Genomic DNA, 15551 nt, shown 5'->3' with positions numbered 1-15551 from the left:
CCCTTGCTTGTACGTTACTTCGCTGCCGCACGCGCCGCTGCAGGTGTCGAAGAGGAAATCCATCCACTCCCGGAAGGATCCAGCCTCGAGGCCTTGCTGGAAGCTGCCCTCGCCGTCGAACGTCCTTTGCCTCAGGAGGGGACGCCAACGCTTGCCCGCATCGTGGCCCGCAGCAGCTTCCTTAGGAATGAGGTAGCGGTTCGAGACCCTTCTGCTCCCCTGGGCGCCGAGGACGTTATCGACGTCCTTCCTCCGTTCGCAGGCGGCTAAGGGGAAGAGGCAACAAACCCGGATTTATGCCGCCGTCAGGTTTTCCGGAACACGCTCTTGAGCAAAGGAGTGAACTCGGCCGTGCCCTCGAGCCGCAGTTCCGCGGTGTGCACCAGGACGCCATCTTCAACACGGAACGCGTGCCGGGCTACGCCCTCCGGCGTTCGCCGGTCCATCGTCAGCGTCCCTGCATGCCACGTACCGCGCACCGGGGCACTTGGTGGCCGGCCCATGCTGTCCACGTAATACCAGAGCGTATCCCCATGGGCCGGATCCACTGTGAACATCCCGTGCCCTTCGAAGTGCGTTCCATCCGGCTCGCGGTGTCGGTAGCTCTGCACAACGGCGTAGCCCCCCGCAGCTTGCGTGAAAACGGCTTCGGCCTCTGCGGTCCGCGCTGCGCCCCATGGAGACTGTGCTATCTCGGTGATCCCCCGCCAGTGTCCAATAAAGTCCCTCAGCAGTTCTGCGGCATGTCCTTTTGGGGGCACATCCATCACGACTCCAATGTGAGCAGGGCAGCATGATCGTGTGATCATGCTGCCCTGTTTACAGTGCGGGAGTCCAGAGATGGAGGACCAGCTGAATGCGCTGGGTCCTAAAGACCGAAGGTCTCGCTTTCTTCAAACGGCCCGACGACGGTGATGGTGCGGGGAGCTGCGGCAAGTTCCCGGGCGAGTTCCTGGACTTCGTCCACAGTGACTGCCTTGATCCGGGCCAGTGTCTCGTCAATATCCTGGAACTCCCCGGATACGAGTTCCGCCCGGCCGAGCCGGGACATACGTGAGCCCGTGTCCTCGAGGGCGAGGACAATGCCGCCGCTGAGCTGTCCCACTGCCTTCCGGAGTTCCTCCTCTGTGATGCCCTCCTTGGCGAGCTTGTCCAACTCAACACCAAGAAGATCGAGTACCTGGCGCACTTTTGACGGCGTGCACCCTGCATACATGCCGAAATAGCCGGCATCGGCGTACGCGGCGGTGAAAGAGTAGGTGGAGTAGACCAGGCCGCGCTTCTCGCGGATCTCCTGGAAAAGCCTGGAGGACATTCCCCCACCGAGCACGGCATTGAGCACGCTCATGACGAATCGGCGATCATCCGTTGCCACGATAGTGGGGCAACCCATAATGATGTTTGCCTGCTCCACGGGACGCTTGACCACATGAAGGCCGGATGTGCCGGTGATCACGGCTCGGTTGGTGGCCCGACGATCTACCGGAGCTGCTTCCGGATCCAGGTGCCAGCCTGCTGCTTCCAACGCCTTCTGCACGAGATCGCAGACGACGTCATGGTCCAAGCCGCCAGCCGCGGTGATAACCAGTTCTTCCGGACGGTAGTACCGCTGGTAGTGCTCCCAGACCGAGTCCCTTGCAACGGCCTTGATGGCGTCCGGAGTTCCGCCAATAGGACGCGCGAGCGGGTGGCTGCCGAGCACGGCTGCAACAAATTTTTCGTGGGCTACGTCTGTTGGGTCATCGCTGTCCATGGCGATTTCTTCAAGAATGACGTCCCGTTCCTGTTCCAGCTCCGCCGGATCCAGGACAGCACCGGTGATCATGTCCGCTATGACGTCGATGGCCATCGGCAGGTCCGAATCGAGCACCCTGGCAAAGTAACAGGTACTTTCCTTGGCAGTCGCAGCGTTGGACTCGCCACCCACCTCATCAAAGGCTGAAGCAATTTCCAAGGCGGTACGGCGCTTGGTGCCCTTGAACAGGAGATGTTCCAGGAAGTGCGTGGAACCATGCTGACCATCGGCCTCGTCGCGGGAACCGACTGCCACCCAGAATCCGATGGTGGCCGAACGCTGCCCGGGCATTGCCTCGGTGAGGACGCGGACGCCGCCGGGCAGGACCGAACGCCGTACGACGGAACCGCCCTCGGCACCATGGATGAGGTCGCCGCCGGGAAGTGTCTGCTCCAACGGCAAGGGTACGACAGTCATTAAGACCTTTCGGGTAAAGCCAGAGGGGCCCGTGGACCTTTCAGCCCACCGGCCCCTCCGGGTACTGCTTACAGACTACTCTGCGGAAACTTCGGCTTCTTCTGCAGCTTCCTCGGAGGCTGCGCCTTCTTCCTCGGCAACAACCGGGGAGAGGGAAAGCTTTCCGCGGTCGTCGATCTTGGTGATCTCGACCTGGACCTTCTGGCCCACCGAGACGACGTCATCAACGTTGTCCACGCGCTTGCCGTTGGCGAGCTTGCGGAGCTCGGAGATGTGCAGCAGGCCGTCCTTACCCGGGGTGAGGGAAACGAAAGCGCCGAACGTGGTGGTCTTGACGACCGTACCCAAGTAGCGCTCACCGATTTCCGGTACCTGCGGGTTCGCGATGGCGTTGATGGCGGAGCGTGCTGCGTCAGCAGACGGACCGTTGGTGGCGCCAATGTAGACCGTGCCGTCATCTTCGATGGAGATGTCCGCGCCCGTGTCTTCCTGGATCTGGTTGATCATCTTGCCCTTGGGGCCAATGACCTCGCCGATCTTGTCTACGGGGATCTTCACGGCGATGACGCGGGGGGCGAACTCGGAGAGCTCATCCGGGGTGTCGATCGCTGCGTTGATGACCTCGAGAATGTGGAGGCGGGCTTCGCGGGCCTGCTTGAGCGCTGCTGCCAGCACGGAAGCGGGGATGCCGTCGAGCTTGGTGTCCAGCTGGATGGCCGTGACGAACTCGGACGTACCGGCAACCTTGAAGTCCATGTCACCGAAGGCGTCTTCGGCGCCGAGGATATCGGTCAGGGCGGCGTAGCGGGTCTGGCCGTCAACCTGGTCGGAAACCAGGCCCATGGCGATACCGGCAACAGCTGCCTTCAGCGGGACACCTGCGTTGAGCATCGAGAGCGTCGAAGCACACACCGAACCCATGGACGTCGAACCGTTGGAACCGAGGGCCTCGGATACCTGGCGGATGGCGTAAGGGAACTCTTCACGGGTAGGCAGAACCGGTACCAGGGCGCGCTCAGCGAGGGCACCGTGGCCGATTTCGCGGCGCTTCGGGGAACCGACGCGGCCGGTTTCACCGGTGGAGTACGGCGGGAAGTTGTAGTTGTGCATGTAGCGCTTGCGCGTTACCGGCGACAACGAGTCGATCTGCTGCTCCATCTTGAGCATGTTCAGCGTGGTGACGCCCATGATCTGGGTCTCGCCACGTTCGAAGATGGCCGAACCGTGAACGCGGGGCAGAACTTCGACCTCTGCGGTGAGCTGGCGGATATCCGTCAGGCCACGGCCGTCGATGCGGACCTGGTCCTTGAGGATGCGCTGGCGCACAACGTGCTTGGTGACCGAGCGGAAAGCTGCGGACAGCTCCTTCTCGCGGCCTTCGAACTGGCCGGAAAGTGAGCCAAGGACCTCATCCTTGAGCTCGTCGGAGGCGTTGTCGCGGTCCTGCTTGTCAGCGATCTGGAAGACAGCAGCCAGCTTGTCAGCGGCAGCGGCCTCAACGGCAGCGTAGACGTCGTCCTGGTAGTCCAGGAAGACCGGGAACTCGACGGTCGGCTTCGCTGCACGGGCAGCAAGATCGGCCTGGGCTTCGCAGAGAGCCTTGATGAATGGCTTTGCCGCTTCGAGGCCCTCGGAAACAACTTCTTCGGTGGGAGCAGTTGCGCCCTGTTCCTTGATGAGGTTCCAGGAGTTGTCGGTTGCTTCGGCTTCAACCATCATGATGGCGACGTCGTCGCCTGCGATGCGGCCGGCAACAACCATGTTGAACACGGCGTTCTCAAGCTGGGAGTGCTTGGGGAAGGCAACCCACTGTGAGCCGTGTTCGTCGGCGATGAGGGCAACGCGGACGCCACCGATCGGGCCGGAGAACGGGAGGCCGGAGAGCTGCGTGGACATGGAAGACGCGTTGATGGCCACGACGTCGTAGAGCTCGTCGGGGTTGATCGCCAGGACGGTCACAACGATCTGGACCTCGTTGCGCAGGCCCGTCACGAAGGCCGGGCGCAGCGGGCGGTCCATCAGGCGGCAAGCCAGGATGGCTTCCGTGGAGGGGCGGCCTTCACGGCGGAAGAACGAGCCCGGGATACGGCCGGCAGCATACATACGCTCTTCGACGTCAACCGTCAGCGGGAAGAAGTCGAAGCCTTCGCGCGGCTGCTTGCCTGCGGTGGTTGCCGAGAGGAGTGCGGTGTCTTCGTCGATGTAGACCATCGAAGCGCCGGCAGCCTGCTTGGCAAGGCGGCCGGTTTCAAAGCGGATGACACGCTTGCCAAAACGGCCGTTGTCAATAATCGCTTCGGAGAACTGGATTTCGGGACCCTCCATGAGAGTCACCTCCGTTTCTGATTTAGCGGAAGTCCGCCGCATCAACCCAGGCCTCTTCTTTATTCCTGGCCTGTACGACACCCGGTCATCGATCGAGATCCACGGGCAAATCGTCGCCGATTTCTTCCCGGGAATCACTACCGAGGACCGCGAATGCGCGATGCGGTTGATTCCTTTTTTTAGTTGTTTTTGAAGAAGGCGGCCCGTTCCGCGAGGGATCGGGCCGCCCCCAAAGGCAGACTAGCGGCGCAGGCCGAGGCGCTCAATGAGCGAACGGTAGCGGGCGATGTCAGTGTTCTTCAGGTAGGAAAGCATGCGCTTGCGACGACCAACCATGGCCAGCAGACCGCGCTGGGTGTGAAAGTCGTGCTTGTGCTCCTTCATGTGCTCAGTCAGATCCTTGATCCGCTGGGTCAGGACTGCAACCTGGACCTCGGGCGAACCGGTGTCGCCTTCAGAGGTTGCGTATTCCTTGATGATGGACTGCTTTACAGCGGCGTCAAGTGCCACGTGAACTCCTAGAGTTGTGCCGTGCCTCCCGGTGCAGCGCCTCGCTGACGGGTTGCTTCCGATGCGTCTCCGCACACAAAAACAGGTCCAGCCGCCACGGACTGCAGCCGGATCCACTAATAGTTTACCGGCAGGTCAGCATTGTTGTCGAAATACCGCTAGCGCCGGGTCAGCAGCTCGTGTGCCTGGGCTACATCCAGGCACATCTGCTCCACCAGGGCCTCGGGCCCGCGATATGCCACCATTCCGCGGAGGCGCTGGGTAAATTCGACCGCCACAGTCTGGCCGTAGAGGTCAAAGTCCTCCACGTTCTCCTCGGGACGGTCAATAACGTGGGCCTCCACTTGTCGGCTCACACCGTCGAACGTGGGGTTGGAGCCAACGGAGATGGCGGCGGGCCACCGCGTTCCGGACTGGTCTATCAACCAGCCTGCATAGATACCGTCGGCTGGTACGTACCCTGTGGAATCATGCGAAAGGTTGGCGGTGGGAAAACCGAGGTTCCTCCCGCGGGCAGCTCCATGTACCACCTCGCCGCGCATGCGGTGGGGACGTCCCAGGACGGCGGCTGCCGTTACGACGTCGCCTTCGGACAAAGCTTCCCGCACCCAGGTGGAGGAGCAACGGCGGTCGGCATCCCCGTCTTCGTGGACCGGGAAGCCTCCTGCGCCATACTCATTGACAACCTGGACGCCAAAGCCCAACTGCTCGCCGAGTTCCTGCATGGTGACGACGTCTCCCACATTCCCTGCGCCGAAGCGGAGATCGTGGCCAACCACGACGTGCGCGGCGTGAAGGGACTCGAGAAGGATTTGGCGGACGAACTCGATGGGCGTCATGGACGCGAGGTCCAGCGTGTATTTCATGACCAGGACAGCGTCCACCCCTGTTTCGCCGAGGGCGTCCAGTTTGTCCTGGAGGCCCATGATCAGCTCCGGGGCCGACTCCGGGCGGTGGACCTGGGCGGGGTGGGGATCGAAGGTCACGGCCACTGACGGGATGTGGTGACGCTTGGCGGTGTTCGTCAGTTGCGCGAGAACATGCTGGTGGCCACGATGGACGCCGTCAAAGTTCCCGATGGTAACGACTGTTGGTCCGAAGTCCCTGGGGACTTCGGTGGGATCGTTCCAGATGTGGACCATCAACCTCGCCTTTTACTGCAGATATTCGTTCCGCCCGGCAACCTCCCGGCGCCGGAACATTCTAAGGTTACCCGCTGTGGCTATTCGCTTTGGACGGCCGCCTCTTGTTCAACCACAGGAGTCCGAGGACGGGCAGCACGAGCGGGACAAAACCATAACCGCGTCCAAACAGCGACCACACAGTGTCATGCGGGAAAGCCACAGGATCGAAGAGGCTTATGGCTCCAACCACCAGCACGCCGAGCAGTTCCACAAGTACCGCGGCCAACGACACTTTGAACCAGGTGCGGCCCGGTTTTGCCAGCGAGATGGTGGCTACGACATAGACGACGGCGGCGAACGCAGAGAGGATATGCGCCAGCGGAGCTTCGGCAAACTTGGTGGCAATCTGATATCCGGCCCGGGCAGTGGCTGAGAGTGCGAAGACGGCATAGACCGCGATCAGCAAGCGCCCAGGGCCGGTGTTCCGTGTGTCTTTTTGGGGTGTCCGGCCGGCGTTTGCCTCAGTCTCGGTTCCAGTCATGTTTCGTTTTTCCTTCAAGGTCAGTACCAGATCTGATTCATGCGGGCAGCCATGACGAGCGCGGTGACCCCCACCGCCGCCAGGACGAAGTTGCTCCAGCGGGTCCGCTCAAGGATGGCCCAGTACACGGCCCCCAGCGGGATCATCAACGCTGTGATCAGGTATCCCCAGAACTCCCAGGCTTCACCGGCCATCCGTTCACCCACGGCAACCCGGACAATCGAACCAACCAGGTAGACCAGCAGGGCCAGCTCTACGGCCAGCACGGAGAAGATGGTGACGTCGTTTGGGGCCTTCTTCATCAAACCTGCCACGACGCACGCGATCGTGGATACCAAACCAACAATAAGGATGGAGTAGAAATAGCCGTCCATGCCTACTTTTCCTCGCCGACCGTGGCGGTTCCGGTTCCGGGGGCAAAGACCAGTACAGGCTTCGCGAAGCTCCCGGTATCGGCCAGCAGGGCTACCAGCTCTCCCGACGGCGCGAACGCTGCGGCAGGCTTTTCGGCCGTGGCGGCGTCCGGCGTTCCTGCTCCTGGCCCCGCGGCGATGCGCCGGCCGAAGGAGATCTCGGTAGTTTCTTCTTCGGTGAGCTCCCGGTTGGGCATCAGCGAGCGTGCTGCCAGGGACATCTCCAGAACCTCGAGCTCTTCTGCGAGCTCCTCCAGCGTCCGGGCCTGGTCAAGGGAGTACGGGCCAACCTGCGTCCTGCGCAGGGCCGTGAGGTGTCCACCGACGCCCAAGGCGTTGCCGAGGTCGCGGGCCAGGGCCCGGATGTACGTACCGGAGGAACATTCCACCGTGACGTCGACGTCGACCACCCTTCCGCCGTCGATCCTGTTGATGGCGTGGATGTCGAAGCGGTGGATGGTTACGGGCCGGGCCGCAAGCTTGACCTCTTCGCCGGAGCGGACACGGGCGTAGGAGCGTTCGCCGTTGACCTTGATGGCGCTGACGCTGCTGGGAACCTGCTGGATGGGCCCGGTGAGGGCGGCAACGCCGGCGGCAACGGCGTCGTCGGTAATGTCCACTGCGCTGCGCGCCTCCGTGACTTCGCCTTCTGCGTCATCGGTGATGGTGGTCTCGCCGAGCCTGATGGTAGCTGTGTACGTCTTGGACGTTCCCACAATGTAGGTCAGGAGCCGTGTGGCCTTGTTGATCCCAAGGACCAGCACTCCGGTGGCCATGGGATCGAGCGTGCCCGCATGCCCCACTTTCCGGGTGCCGGCCAGCCGCCGCATCCGGCCAACCACATCATGGCTGGTCCATCCCTGCGGTTTGTCAACGATTACCAGTCCAGAAAGCACGCTTACCAGTATATGGGTGGCTAGGATAGCTCCCATGCCTGAGCTTGCCGCGCACGTCCGCGACGTCCCCGTGAACCAGATCCGTGAAATCACCGAGGCCGCCTGGAGGACCCCGGGAGCGATCGTGCTGAGCATCGGCGAACCAGGCTTTGCTCTCCCACGGCACGTCCTCGACGCCGGAATAGCGTGCCTTGAGCGGGACGAAACCAACTACACCCCAAACGCAGGTATCCCCGCGCTCCGCGAAGCCTTCGCCAAGAGGTTCCGTGAGCATCATCACGTGGAAGTCGGTGCCGAGCGGGTCTACGTGGTGGACGGAGCGCAGCAGGGCCTGCACTTCGCCATGAGCCTGCTACTCTCCCCCGGCGACGAAATCCTGATTCCCAACCCCGGCTATCCCACGTTCGCCATGACCAGCCGGCTCCTGAACGCAGTGCCCGTCCGGTATCCCCTGTACCCACATAACGGGTTCCTGCCGGACATTGCGGACATCGAAGCTCTCATCACGCCGCAGACCCGCGTTCTCGTGCTGAACTCGCCGTCCAACCCCCTGGGCGCCGTCATCAGCGAGGATGCCGTCCGCCAACTTGTGGAACTGGCCGTCCGGCACGATCTCTGGATCCTCTCGGACGAGTGCTATGAAGCCTTCACCTTTGACGTCCCGCATGTCAGCCCGGCCCGGTTCGATAGCGACATCCCCGGCGAGTCGCGCGTCTTCACGTCCCTGACGCTGTCCAAGACGTACGGGCTCACAGGCCTACGGATCGGAGCCTTGATCTGCCCGCCGGGCTTGGAAAAGAAAATGAACAATGTCATGGAAGCGATCGTTTCCTGCGTTGCCTCGCCATCGCAGTATGCCGCCTTGGCTGCCTTGACCGGCCCCCAGGACTACGTGACGGATGCGCGAAACCACTATAGGAGCAACCGTGATGCCGCCTCCGCCGTCCTGGAAGGCAAGGGCATTCCGTTCCTTGGCGCGCAAGGAGCCTTCTACCTGTGGGCTGATGTCTCCCACGTCAGTGGCGGCGATGTCCGGGCCTGGGTCCACGCGTTCCTGGCCGATTCGGGAGTTGCGTTCGCGCCCGGCACTGCATTTGGGTCCATCGGCGAAGGCTGGATCCGGATTGCGCTGTGCGGCGATCAGCAGGAACTGCTCGACGGCGTGCATCGGCTTCCTGCCCGGGCCCACGTACTCCCGCCGCAACCGGCGCAGCGATGGGAGCGTCAGTAGTCGGTGCGTTCCGCGTTGTTGCGCCAAGCCTCGAAAGGCGTCTCGGAAGCGGCAACCGGCGCGTGTTCTACGGGAAGCAGCTCAGGCCTCCCGCCGGCAAAGTACTCGTAGAACACCGCATCATCGAAGCCGGCCCTGGCGGCTCCGTGCCTGTCCGCGGCGAAGTACACCCGGCCGATCCTGGCCCAGAGCGTGGCCGAGAGGCACAACGGGCATGGCTCGCAGCTGGCATAGAGCACTGAGCCGTTGAGATCGAAATTGCCGATGTCGGCTGCGGCCCGGCGAATGGCCACCACTTCCGCATGCGCGGTGGGATCGTTGTCCCGTGTGACCCGGTTGACCCCCTCATGGATTCGCCCATCCGGGGTGACGACGACAGCGCCAAACGGCCCCCCGCCGTCGGAGACGTTCTGCACCGCGAGCCGAATCGCATGGTTCAGGAATTCATCACGCTGCTGAGCACTGTGCGCCGACATGCTCCGATCTTAGCGAGCATGGACGGCAGAAAGGCCGGTTCCTCAGGAGGAACCGGCCTTTCTGCAAGAAAACTTCTAGCGGTTGGCGTCTTCGTCGAGTTCGTCATCGTCCGCGAGGTCGATGTCTTCTTCGTCGAAGTCGTCTTCGTCGATTTCTTCGGAGCCTTCGGGGCCCTCGCCCTTGTAGGGGTCAGCCTCGCCTGCGTGCTTGGCGCCGGCAGCCAAAGCGGCTACCTCGGCGTCGCGACGCTTTGCTTCACGGAGCAGCTCCTCAAGGTTGGATGCGTTGACCGGAATCTGGTCAGCAACGAACTCAAGGGTGGGAGTAAGCCGTACGGTGATATTGCGGCCGACTTCCTGTCGGAGCACACCCTTGGCCTTCTCCAATGCCCTGGCGGCATCGGCGTGGGCTATGTCGTCACCAAAGACGGTGTAGTAGATGGTGGCGTGCTGAAGGTCGTTGGTGACGCGGGCGTCGGTGATCGTGATGGACTCGACGCGCGGGTCCTTGACCCTGCGGCCGAGGGCCTCGGCCACGACGACCTTTATCCGCTGCGCCAACTTGGCAGCGCGTGCCGGATCGGCCATGACTTCCTCCTGGAAAGTAGAAACGGGTACGGAACGGGTCCGCCGGGGCTACCCGACGGACCCGCTCCAAGCGGAACCTAGACGCGCGGCTTTTCGCGCATCTCGAAGGTCTCGATGATGTCGCCTTCGGAGATGTCGTTGAACGAGCCAAGACCGATACCACACTCGAAGTCAGTACGGACTTCGGTTGCGTCATCCTTGAAGCGCTTGAGCGTCTCAACGGTGAGGTTGTCACCGATGACCTTGCCGTCGCGGCTAACGCGTGCCTTGGTGTTACGGCGGATGATGCCCGTGCGGACGATCGAACCGGCGATGTTTCCGAACTTGGAGGAACGGAAGACTTCGCGGACTTCGGCAGTACCGAGCTGGACTTCTTCGTACTCCGGCTTGAGCATGCCCTTGAGGGCCATCTCGATGTCATCGATTGCTGCGTAGATGACGGAGTAGAAGCGCATGTCCACGCCTTCACGGTCAGCCAGTTCAGCGACGCGCTCAGCCGGCTTGACGTTGAAGCCGATGATGATGGCGTTGTCCACCGTTGCCAGGTTGACGTCGTTCTGCGTGATGGCACCCACACCGCGGTGGATGACACGGAGCTGAACGTCGTCGTCTCCGACATCGATCTTGAGCAAGGCATCTTCGAGGGCTTCCACGGCACCGGAGACGTCACCCTTGAGGATGAGGTTGAGGGTGTCGATCTTGCCTTCTGCAACGGCTTGGTCGAAGTCTTCCAGGCTGATGCGCTTGCGACGCTTGGCCAGTGCGGCGTTGCGGTCGGCAGCTTCACGCTTCTCGGCGATCTGGCGGGCCGTACGCTCGTCCGGCGTCACCAGGAAGGTGTCACCTGCACGCGGTACGTTGGACAGGCCGAGGACCTGGACCGGACGCGACGGCAGTGCGACATCGAGGGCCTCGCCGTTCTCGTCGAACATGGCACGGACGCGGCCGTGGGCCGTACCGGCCACGATCGTGTCACCCACGGCCAAGGTACCGGACTGCACCAGGACGGTGGCCACGGAACCGCGGCCCTTGTCCAGGTTCGCTTCGATGGCAATGCCTCGGGCGTCCTTGTCCGGGTTGGCGCGCAGATCCAGTGCGGCATCGGCCGTCAGCAGGACGGCGTCGATCAGTTCGTCGATGTTGAGGTTCTGGCGGGCAGAAACCTCAACGAACATGGTGTCGCCACCGTATTCCTCGGGAACCAGGCCGTACTCGGTGAGCTGACCCTTGACCTTGTCAGGGTTGGCGCCTTCCTTGTCGATCTTGTTCACTGCGACGACGATCGGCACGTTGGCTGCCTGGGCGTGGTTGAGTGCTTCAACCGTCTGCGGCATAACGCCGTCGTCGGCTGCAACAACCAGGATCGCGATGTCGGTGACCTTGGCACCACGTGCACGCATGGCCGTGAAGGCCTCGTGACCGGGGGTGTCAATGAACGTGATGTCGCGGGCCGTGCCCTCGTGGATGTGGCTGATCTGGTAAGCACCGATGTGCTGGGTGATTCCACCGTGCTCGCCGGCCACTACGTTGGAGTTGCGGATGGCGTCAAGCAGGCGGGTCTTACCGTGGTCAACGTGACCCATGACGGTGACAACCGGCGGACGTGCCTCAAGGACATCGTCACCTTCGGCGTCAAGCTCGTCCTGGATGTTGATGTCGAACTGGTCCAGCAGCTCGCGCTCTTCGTCTTCCGGCGAAACAACCTGGAGCTTGTAGCCAAGTTCGGCGCCGAGCAATCCAAAGGTGTCTTCGTCGAGGGACTGCGTAGCCGTTGCCATCTCACCGAGGTGGAAGAGAACGGTCACGAGCGATGCGGGGTTCGCATCGATCTTCTCTGCAAAGTCCGTGATGGAGGAACCACGGCGCAAACGGATGATGGTCTCGCCATCGCCGCGGGGTACGGATACGCCGCCCAGCGACGGAGCACTCATCTGCTCCAGTTCCTGGCGCTTTGCACGCTTCGACTTGCGCTGCTTGCCACGACCGGCGCCGCCCTTGCCGAAGGCACCCTGGGTACCACCGCGACCGCGGCCACCCTTGCCGAAGCCACCGCCGGCGGGAGCGCCGCCACCGGTACCTGCACCTGGTGCGCCACCGGGACGTCCCGGTCCGCCACCCGGACGGCCTGCGCCACCGGGACGACCTGCGCCACCCGGAGCCGGACGCTCAGTGCGGTTGGGCATCATGCCCGGAGTAGGCCGGTTTCCACCGGGGCCACCAGCCGGACGCGGAGCACCACCGGGACGGGGCGCACCGGGACGCGGAGCACCCGGACGGGGACCACCGCTGCCTGCTGCGGGACGGGGACCACCCGCACCTGCTGCGGGACGGGGACCACCGGGGCGTTCGCCATCATTGCGGCCACCTGCGCGGGGCATGCCCTGTGAGGTTGCAAACGGGTTGTTTCCCGGACGCGGCGGACGTTCGCCGTCGCCACCACGGCCGCGGGGCATGCCCTGGGACGTGGCGAAGGGGTTGTTGCCCGGACGGGGACCGCCGGGACGCGGGGCCTGGCCGCCTTGGCGGGACGGAGCCGGAGTCTCTGCCTTGGGAGCAGGACGGGCACCGGGCTTTGCCGAAAACGGCGTGGATGCAACGGGAGCCGACGGCGCTGCCGGAGCAGGCGCCGCGGGAGCTGGTGCTGCGGGGGCAGGTGCCGCCGCGGCCGGTGCTGCCGGAGCCGGGGCCTTGGGTGCAGCGGGGCCCGGAGCCGGCGCTGCCGGACGGGATGCTGCGGGAGCAGCCGGAGCCTTGGGGGCGGCTGCAGGTGCGGGGGCAGCTGCCTTTGCAGCGCCTGCACCGGGGTAGGCGTCGCGAAGCTTCTTCACGACGGGGGCCTCAATGGTGGAAGAGGCGGAGCGAACGAATTCGCCCAATTCCTGCAGTTTTGTTACTGCATCTTTGGAAGTAATACCGAGCTCTTTGGCGAGCTCATGTACGCGGACCTTGGCCACATTTCTCCTGTCTCGGTCCGCACCGAGCCAGGCACGAACCGTCTACTTCTTACTGCGGGCCCCTGCCGCTAGCGCGACTGAAAGGCCCATTGCAGAGCGCAACAAAGTTGTCATCGTTACGCACTCATCGCTGGGAACTCATCGGGTTTCCATCAGTTTTCTGACCCGCTTTCAGGTTTGGACGGTTTTCCTGTGGCAGCCGGAGCCTCCACAAGTGGCGCGCCTGACATGAAGTAGCTTTCGACGGCGGTTGTTTCAGCAGCGCCCGCGAGGGCCCTTCCGAAAGCACGCCGCTTGATTGCCAATGCCAAGCACTTTTCGCTGGGATGCAGCCACGCACCCCTGCCGGCCATCCGGCGTCGAACATCGACAAGGACAGTGGACGAACCACCACCTTGGGCGACCAGCCGGACAAGCTCGGACCGGGAGCCTTGCTTCCGGCATCCGATGCACGTACGAACAGGGCCATGGCCGCGTTCAAGCAGTTCAGCCACGACGTGTCCTTACCTGCCTCTGCAAACTTGCGCTGACGACCGACACTGCACATGCAGATAAGGCACGTCAAAGCGCGCGGATACCGGACGTAAGCCCGGTTCCATCTATTCTAGCCCCCCGGCCCCGGACAGCCGAAACCGGCCGCGCTGTAAGCGCGGCGCGGTTCCGACGGCCAAGCCGCCGGAACGATCGCTATTCGGTCTTGGCCGGGGCGGCGTCGGACACGATATCGATCCGCCATCCGGTCAGCTTCGCAGCGAGGCGTGCGTTCTGGCCTTCCTTGCCAATCGCCAAGGAGAGCTGGTAGTCCGGCACAACTACCCGGGCCGAGCGCGTTGCCTCGTCCGTAATAGTGACCGAATTCACCCGGGACGGTGACAAGGAGTTGGCGATGAAGGTCGCAGGATCCTCACTGAAGTCCACGATGTCGATCTTTTCGTCGTTGAGCTCAGTCATGACTGCACGGACCCGGGAGCCCATTTCGCCGATGCAGGCGCCCTTGGCGTTGACACCCGGGGTGTTCGCCTTGACGGCAATCTTGGTGCGGTGGCCGGCTTCCCTGGCGAGTGCCACGATCTCGACGGAACGATCCGCGATTTCCGGAACTTCCATTTCGAACAACTTGCGGACCAGGCCCGGGTGCGAACGCGACAACGTAATGGACGGGCCCTTCGCCCCACGGTGGACATCCACCACGAAGGCACGAAGCCTGCTGCCGTGAATGTACTTTTCGCCAGGAACCTGCTCCGGCGGCGGCAACAGGGCCTCCACCGATCCGAGGTTTACCTGGATCATGTGCGGGTTGTTGCCCTGCTGGATCATGCCGGCGACCAGTTCGCCTTCGCGACCCTTGAATTCGCCCAATACGTTATCGTCCTCGACGTCACGAAGACGCTGCAGGATGATCTGGCGTGCCGTGCTTGCGGCGATGCGGCCAAAACCGGCCGGGGTGTCCTCGAACTCCCCGATCGCCTCGCCGTCGTCGTCGATTTCCGTTGCCCAGATGGTCACGTGGCCGCTCTTGCGGTCCAGCTCGGCGCGGGCCTTCTCGAAGGCACCGGGCGTCTTGTGATAGGCCACCAGGAGCGCTTGCTCGATGGTGGGAATCAGGAGGTCCAGCGGGATTTCACGCTCACGCTCCAGGAGTCTCAGTGCGCTCATGTCAATATCCATTAGGCCTCCTCGGAAGGTCCATTGTGTTCGTCTGCCAGCCCGGCCTCGTGGAGGTGGCTGAATTCAATCTCGACTTTTCCGTGGCGGATCCTGTCGAAAGGAATAGTGATGGGGTCGCCCTGTTTGGGCTTCATGCCCTTCTTGACCTCGTGCTCCGGAATGAGGGTCACGCCGGCGTCATCCACTGACGCAATCCGGCCAAGGACGTTCTCACCCTGGATGACGTTGACCCTGACCATGCGGCCGCGCGCCCTGTGCCAGTGGCGCGGTTCCGTCAGGGGACGGCCTACTCCAGGCGAAGAAACTTCGAGGTCGTAGGGACGGCCGTCGTCGTGGGGATCGTTGTCCAGAATATCGGACAACCCACGCGAGACATCTGCGATGGCGTCAAGGCTGACGCCCCCGGTCTCCTCCTGCGGAAGATCCACGACGACGTGGACCGTGCGGTGTGAACCGGCGACGTGGATGGAAACATCCTCGAGGTAGAGCCTGTTGGCAAGGACTGCCGGTTCGAGCAGTGCCTTTAGCCTGCGCTCTTCCGGGTTGTGGATGGTGGCCGTTGAATTCGACTCAGTACGGTCTGTTGAAGTCGTGGCTTCCGAGTCACTCACGT

At 63.1% G+C, this 15551-nt stretch carries 18 protein-coding genes; 4 read left to right on the top strand and 14 right to left on the bottom strand.

The genetic code is table 11. The features are described 5' to 3' along the window. Nucleotides 1-3: 3 nt before the first annotated feature. Nucleotides 4-270 carry a MoaD/ThiS family protein gene (locus J2Y41_RS08305; protein WP_309927912.1) on the top strand — a complete coding sequence of 89 codons (267 nt, stop codon included), beginning with the start codon at nucleotides 4-6 and terminating at the stop codon, nucleotides 268-270. A gap of 35 nt (nucleotides 271-305) precedes the next feature. On the opposite strand, the gene J2Y41_RS08300 is transcribed toward J2Y41_RS08305, so the two are convergent. From J2Y41_RS08300 to J2Y41_RS08290, 3 genes are all read right to left on the bottom strand, one after another. Further along, nucleotides 306-767, bottom strand: coding sequence for a DUF1579 family protein (locus tag J2Y41_RS08300; protein WP_309927910.1), 462 nt, complete (start codon nucleotides 765-767; stop codon nucleotides 306-308). Between the two features lie 101 nt (nucleotides 768-868). Then, entirely contained in the window at nucleotides 869-2212 is a 1344-nt protein-coding gene (locus tag J2Y41_RS08295; protein WP_224166984.1) for a pitrilysin family protein, read from the bottom strand. A 75-nt stretch (nucleotides 2213-2287) separates the two neighbouring features. Then, the gene (locus tag J2Y41_RS08290; protein ID WP_309927907.1) at nucleotides 2288-4537 is read right to left on the bottom strand and encodes a polyribonucleotide nucleotidyltransferase; all 2250 of its coding nucleotides are present in this window, start codon (nucleotides 4535-4537) and stop codon (nucleotides 2288-2290) included. Here J2Y41_RS08290 and J2Y41_RS08285 point away from each other — a divergent pair. After that, a complete protein-coding gene (locus J2Y41_RS08285; protein ID WP_224092302.1) occupies nucleotides 4536-4730 on the top strand; it encodes a hypothetical protein in 195 nt (64 codons plus the stop codon). The genes J2Y41_RS08290 and J2Y41_RS08285 overlap by 2 nt on opposite strands. 47 nt (nucleotides 4731-4777) lie before the next feature. Here the strand turns inward: J2Y41_RS08285 and rpsO are convergent, their stop codons facing one another. From rpsO to truB, 5 genes are all read right to left on the bottom strand, one after another. After that, complete coding sequence (gene rpsO / locus J2Y41_RS08280) at nucleotides 4778-5047, bottom strand: 30S ribosomal protein S15 (RefSeq protein WP_144652206.1); 270 nt, start codon at nucleotides 5045-5047, stop codon at nucleotides 4778-4780. A 158-nt stretch (nucleotides 5048-5205) separates the two neighbouring features. Next, complete coding sequence (locus tag J2Y41_RS08275) at nucleotides 5206-6189, bottom strand: bifunctional riboflavin kinase/FAD synthetase (protein ID WP_309927904.1); 984 nt, start codon at nucleotides 6187-6189, stop codon at nucleotides 5206-5208. A 67-nt stretch (nucleotides 6190-6256) separates the two neighbouring features. Beyond that, nucleotides 6257-6712 (bottom strand): hypothetical protein, encoded by a 456-nt coding sequence (locus J2Y41_RS08270; RefSeq protein ID WP_224092297.1) that lies wholly within the window; start codon nucleotides 6710-6712, stop codon nucleotides 6257-6259. Nucleotides 6713-6732: 20 nt separating this feature from the next. Further along, nucleotides 6733-7086 carry a hypothetical protein gene (locus tag J2Y41_RS08265; RefSeq protein ID WP_224092294.1) on the bottom strand — a complete coding sequence of 118 codons (354 nt, stop codon included), beginning with the start codon at nucleotides 7084-7086 and terminating at the stop codon, nucleotides 6733-6735. Nucleotides 7087-7088: 2 nt separating this feature from the next. Beyond that, complete coding sequence (truB, locus tag J2Y41_RS08260; RefSeq protein WP_224092291.1) at nucleotides 7089-8021, bottom strand: tRNA pseudouridine(55) synthase TruB; 933 nt, start codon at nucleotides 8019-8021, stop codon at nucleotides 7089-7091. 34 nt (nucleotides 8022-8055) lie between these two features. On the opposite strand from truB, the gene J2Y41_RS08255 reads away from it, so the two are divergent. Beyond that, nucleotides 8056-9252, top strand: a complete 1197-nt coding sequence (locus tag J2Y41_RS08255; RefSeq protein ID WP_309927900.1) for a pyridoxal phosphate-dependent aminotransferase — start codon at nucleotides 8056-8058, stop codon at nucleotides 9250-9252. Here the strand turns inward: J2Y41_RS08255 and J2Y41_RS08250 are convergent. The 4 genes from J2Y41_RS08250 to J2Y41_RS08235 form a co-directional block, all read right to left on the bottom strand. Next, nucleotides 9246-9728 (bottom strand): nucleoside deaminase, encoded by a 483-nt coding sequence (locus J2Y41_RS08250; RefSeq protein ID WP_309927898.1) that lies wholly within the window; start codon nucleotides 9726-9728, stop codon nucleotides 9246-9248. The genes J2Y41_RS08255 and J2Y41_RS08250 overlap by 7 nt on opposite strands. A gap of 75 nt (nucleotides 9729-9803) precedes the next feature. Continuing rightward, complete coding sequence (gene rbfA, locus J2Y41_RS08245) at nucleotides 9804-10316, bottom strand: 30S ribosome-binding factor RbfA (protein WP_224092287.1); 513 nt, start codon at nucleotides 10314-10316, stop codon at nucleotides 9804-9806. A 77-nt stretch (nucleotides 10317-10393) separates the two neighbouring features. After that, entirely contained in the window at nucleotides 10394-13270 is a 2877-nt protein-coding gene (gene infB / locus J2Y41_RS08240; protein ID WP_224092285.1) for a translation initiation factor IF-2, read from the bottom strand. 152 nt (nucleotides 13271-13422) lie between these two features. Next, complete coding sequence (locus J2Y41_RS08235; protein ID WP_309928035.1) at nucleotides 13423-13677, bottom strand: YlxR family protein; 255 nt, start codon at nucleotides 13675-13677, stop codon at nucleotides 13423-13425. On the opposite strand from J2Y41_RS08235, the gene J2Y41_RS08230 reads away from it, so the two are divergent. Further along, on the top strand, nucleotides 13597-13800 hold the full coding sequence (locus J2Y41_RS08230) for a hypothetical protein (protein WP_309928041.1): 204 nt from the start codon (nucleotides 13597-13599) through the stop codon (nucleotides 13798-13800). The genes J2Y41_RS08235 and J2Y41_RS08230 overlap by 81 nt on opposite strands. A gap of 157 nt (nucleotides 13801-13957) precedes the next feature. On the opposite strand, the gene nusA is transcribed toward J2Y41_RS08230, so the two are convergent. Both nusA and rimP read right to left on the bottom strand, forming a co-directional pair. After that, nucleotides 13958-14938, bottom strand: a complete 981-nt coding sequence (nusA, locus tag J2Y41_RS08225; RefSeq protein WP_224092281.1) for a transcription termination factor NusA — start codon at nucleotides 14936-14938, stop codon at nucleotides 13958-13960. Continuing rightward, nucleotides 14938-15549, bottom strand: a complete 612-nt coding sequence (gene rimP, locus J2Y41_RS08220) for a ribosome maturation factor RimP (protein ID WP_224092279.1) — start codon at nucleotides 15547-15549, stop codon at nucleotides 14938-14940. The genes nusA and rimP overlap by 1 nt, the downstream gene beginning before the upstream one ends. Nucleotides 15550-15551 lie beyond the last annotated feature (2 nt).

It is taken from the genome of Arthrobacter sp. 1088 (assembly GCF_031455315.1).
GTDB lineage: Bacteria > Actinomycetota > Actinomycetes > Actinomycetales > Micrococcaceae > Arthrobacter.
Note: the sequence above shows the minus strand (reverse complement) of the source record. Positions and strands in the feature narration are given on the sequence as shown.

Excerpts from the sequence above, each read along its gene's own strand:
- J2Y41_RS08250 (WP_309927898.1), bottom strand. The coding sequence starts at position 9,728 with ATGTCGGCGCACAGTGCTCAGCAGCGTGATGAATTCCTGAACCATGCG.
- J2Y41_RS08295 (WP_224166984.1), bottom strand. The coding sequence starts at position 2,212 with ATGACTGTCGTACCCTTGCCGTTGGAGCAGACACTTCCCGGCGGCGAC.
- J2Y41_RS08285 (WP_224092302.1), top strand. The coding sequence starts at position 4,536 with ATGAGAGTCACCTCCGTTTCTGATTTAGCGGAAGTCCGCCGCATCAAC.
- nusA (WP_224092281.1), bottom strand. The coding sequence starts at position 14,938 with ATGGATATTGACATGAGCGCACTGAGACTCCTGGAGCGTGAGCGTGAA.
- J2Y41_RS08255 (WP_309927900.1), top strand. The coding sequence starts at position 8,056 with ATGCCTGAGCTTGCCGCGCACGTCCGCGACGTCCCCGTGAACCAGATC.
- J2Y41_RS08275 (WP_309927904.1), bottom strand. The coding sequence starts at position 6,189 with ATGGTCCACATCTGGAACGATCCCACCGAAGTCCCCAGGGACTTCGGA.
- J2Y41_RS08270 (WP_224092297.1), bottom strand. The coding sequence starts at position 6,712 with ATGACTGGAACCGAGACTGAGGCAAACGCCGGCCGGACACCCCAAAAA.
- J2Y41_RS08300 (WP_309927910.1), bottom strand. The coding sequence starts at position 767 with ATGGATGTGCCCCCAAAAGGACATGCCGCAGAACTGCTGAGGGACTTT.
- J2Y41_RS08230 (WP_309928041.1), top strand. The coding sequence starts at position 13,597 with ATGCAGCCACGCACCCCTGCCGGCCATCCGGCGTCGAACATCGACAAG.
- rbfA (WP_224092287.1), bottom strand. The coding sequence starts at position 10,316 with ATGGCCGATCCGGCACGCGCTGCCAAGTTGGCGCAGCGGATAAAGGTC.
- J2Y41_RS08265 (WP_224092294.1), bottom strand. The coding sequence starts at position 7,086 with ATGGACGGCTATTTCTACTCCATCCTTATTGTTGGTTTGGTATCCACG.
- J2Y41_RS08290 (WP_309927907.1), bottom strand. The coding sequence starts at position 4,537 with ATGGAGGGTCCCGAAATCCAGTTCTCCGAAGCGATTATTGACAACGGC.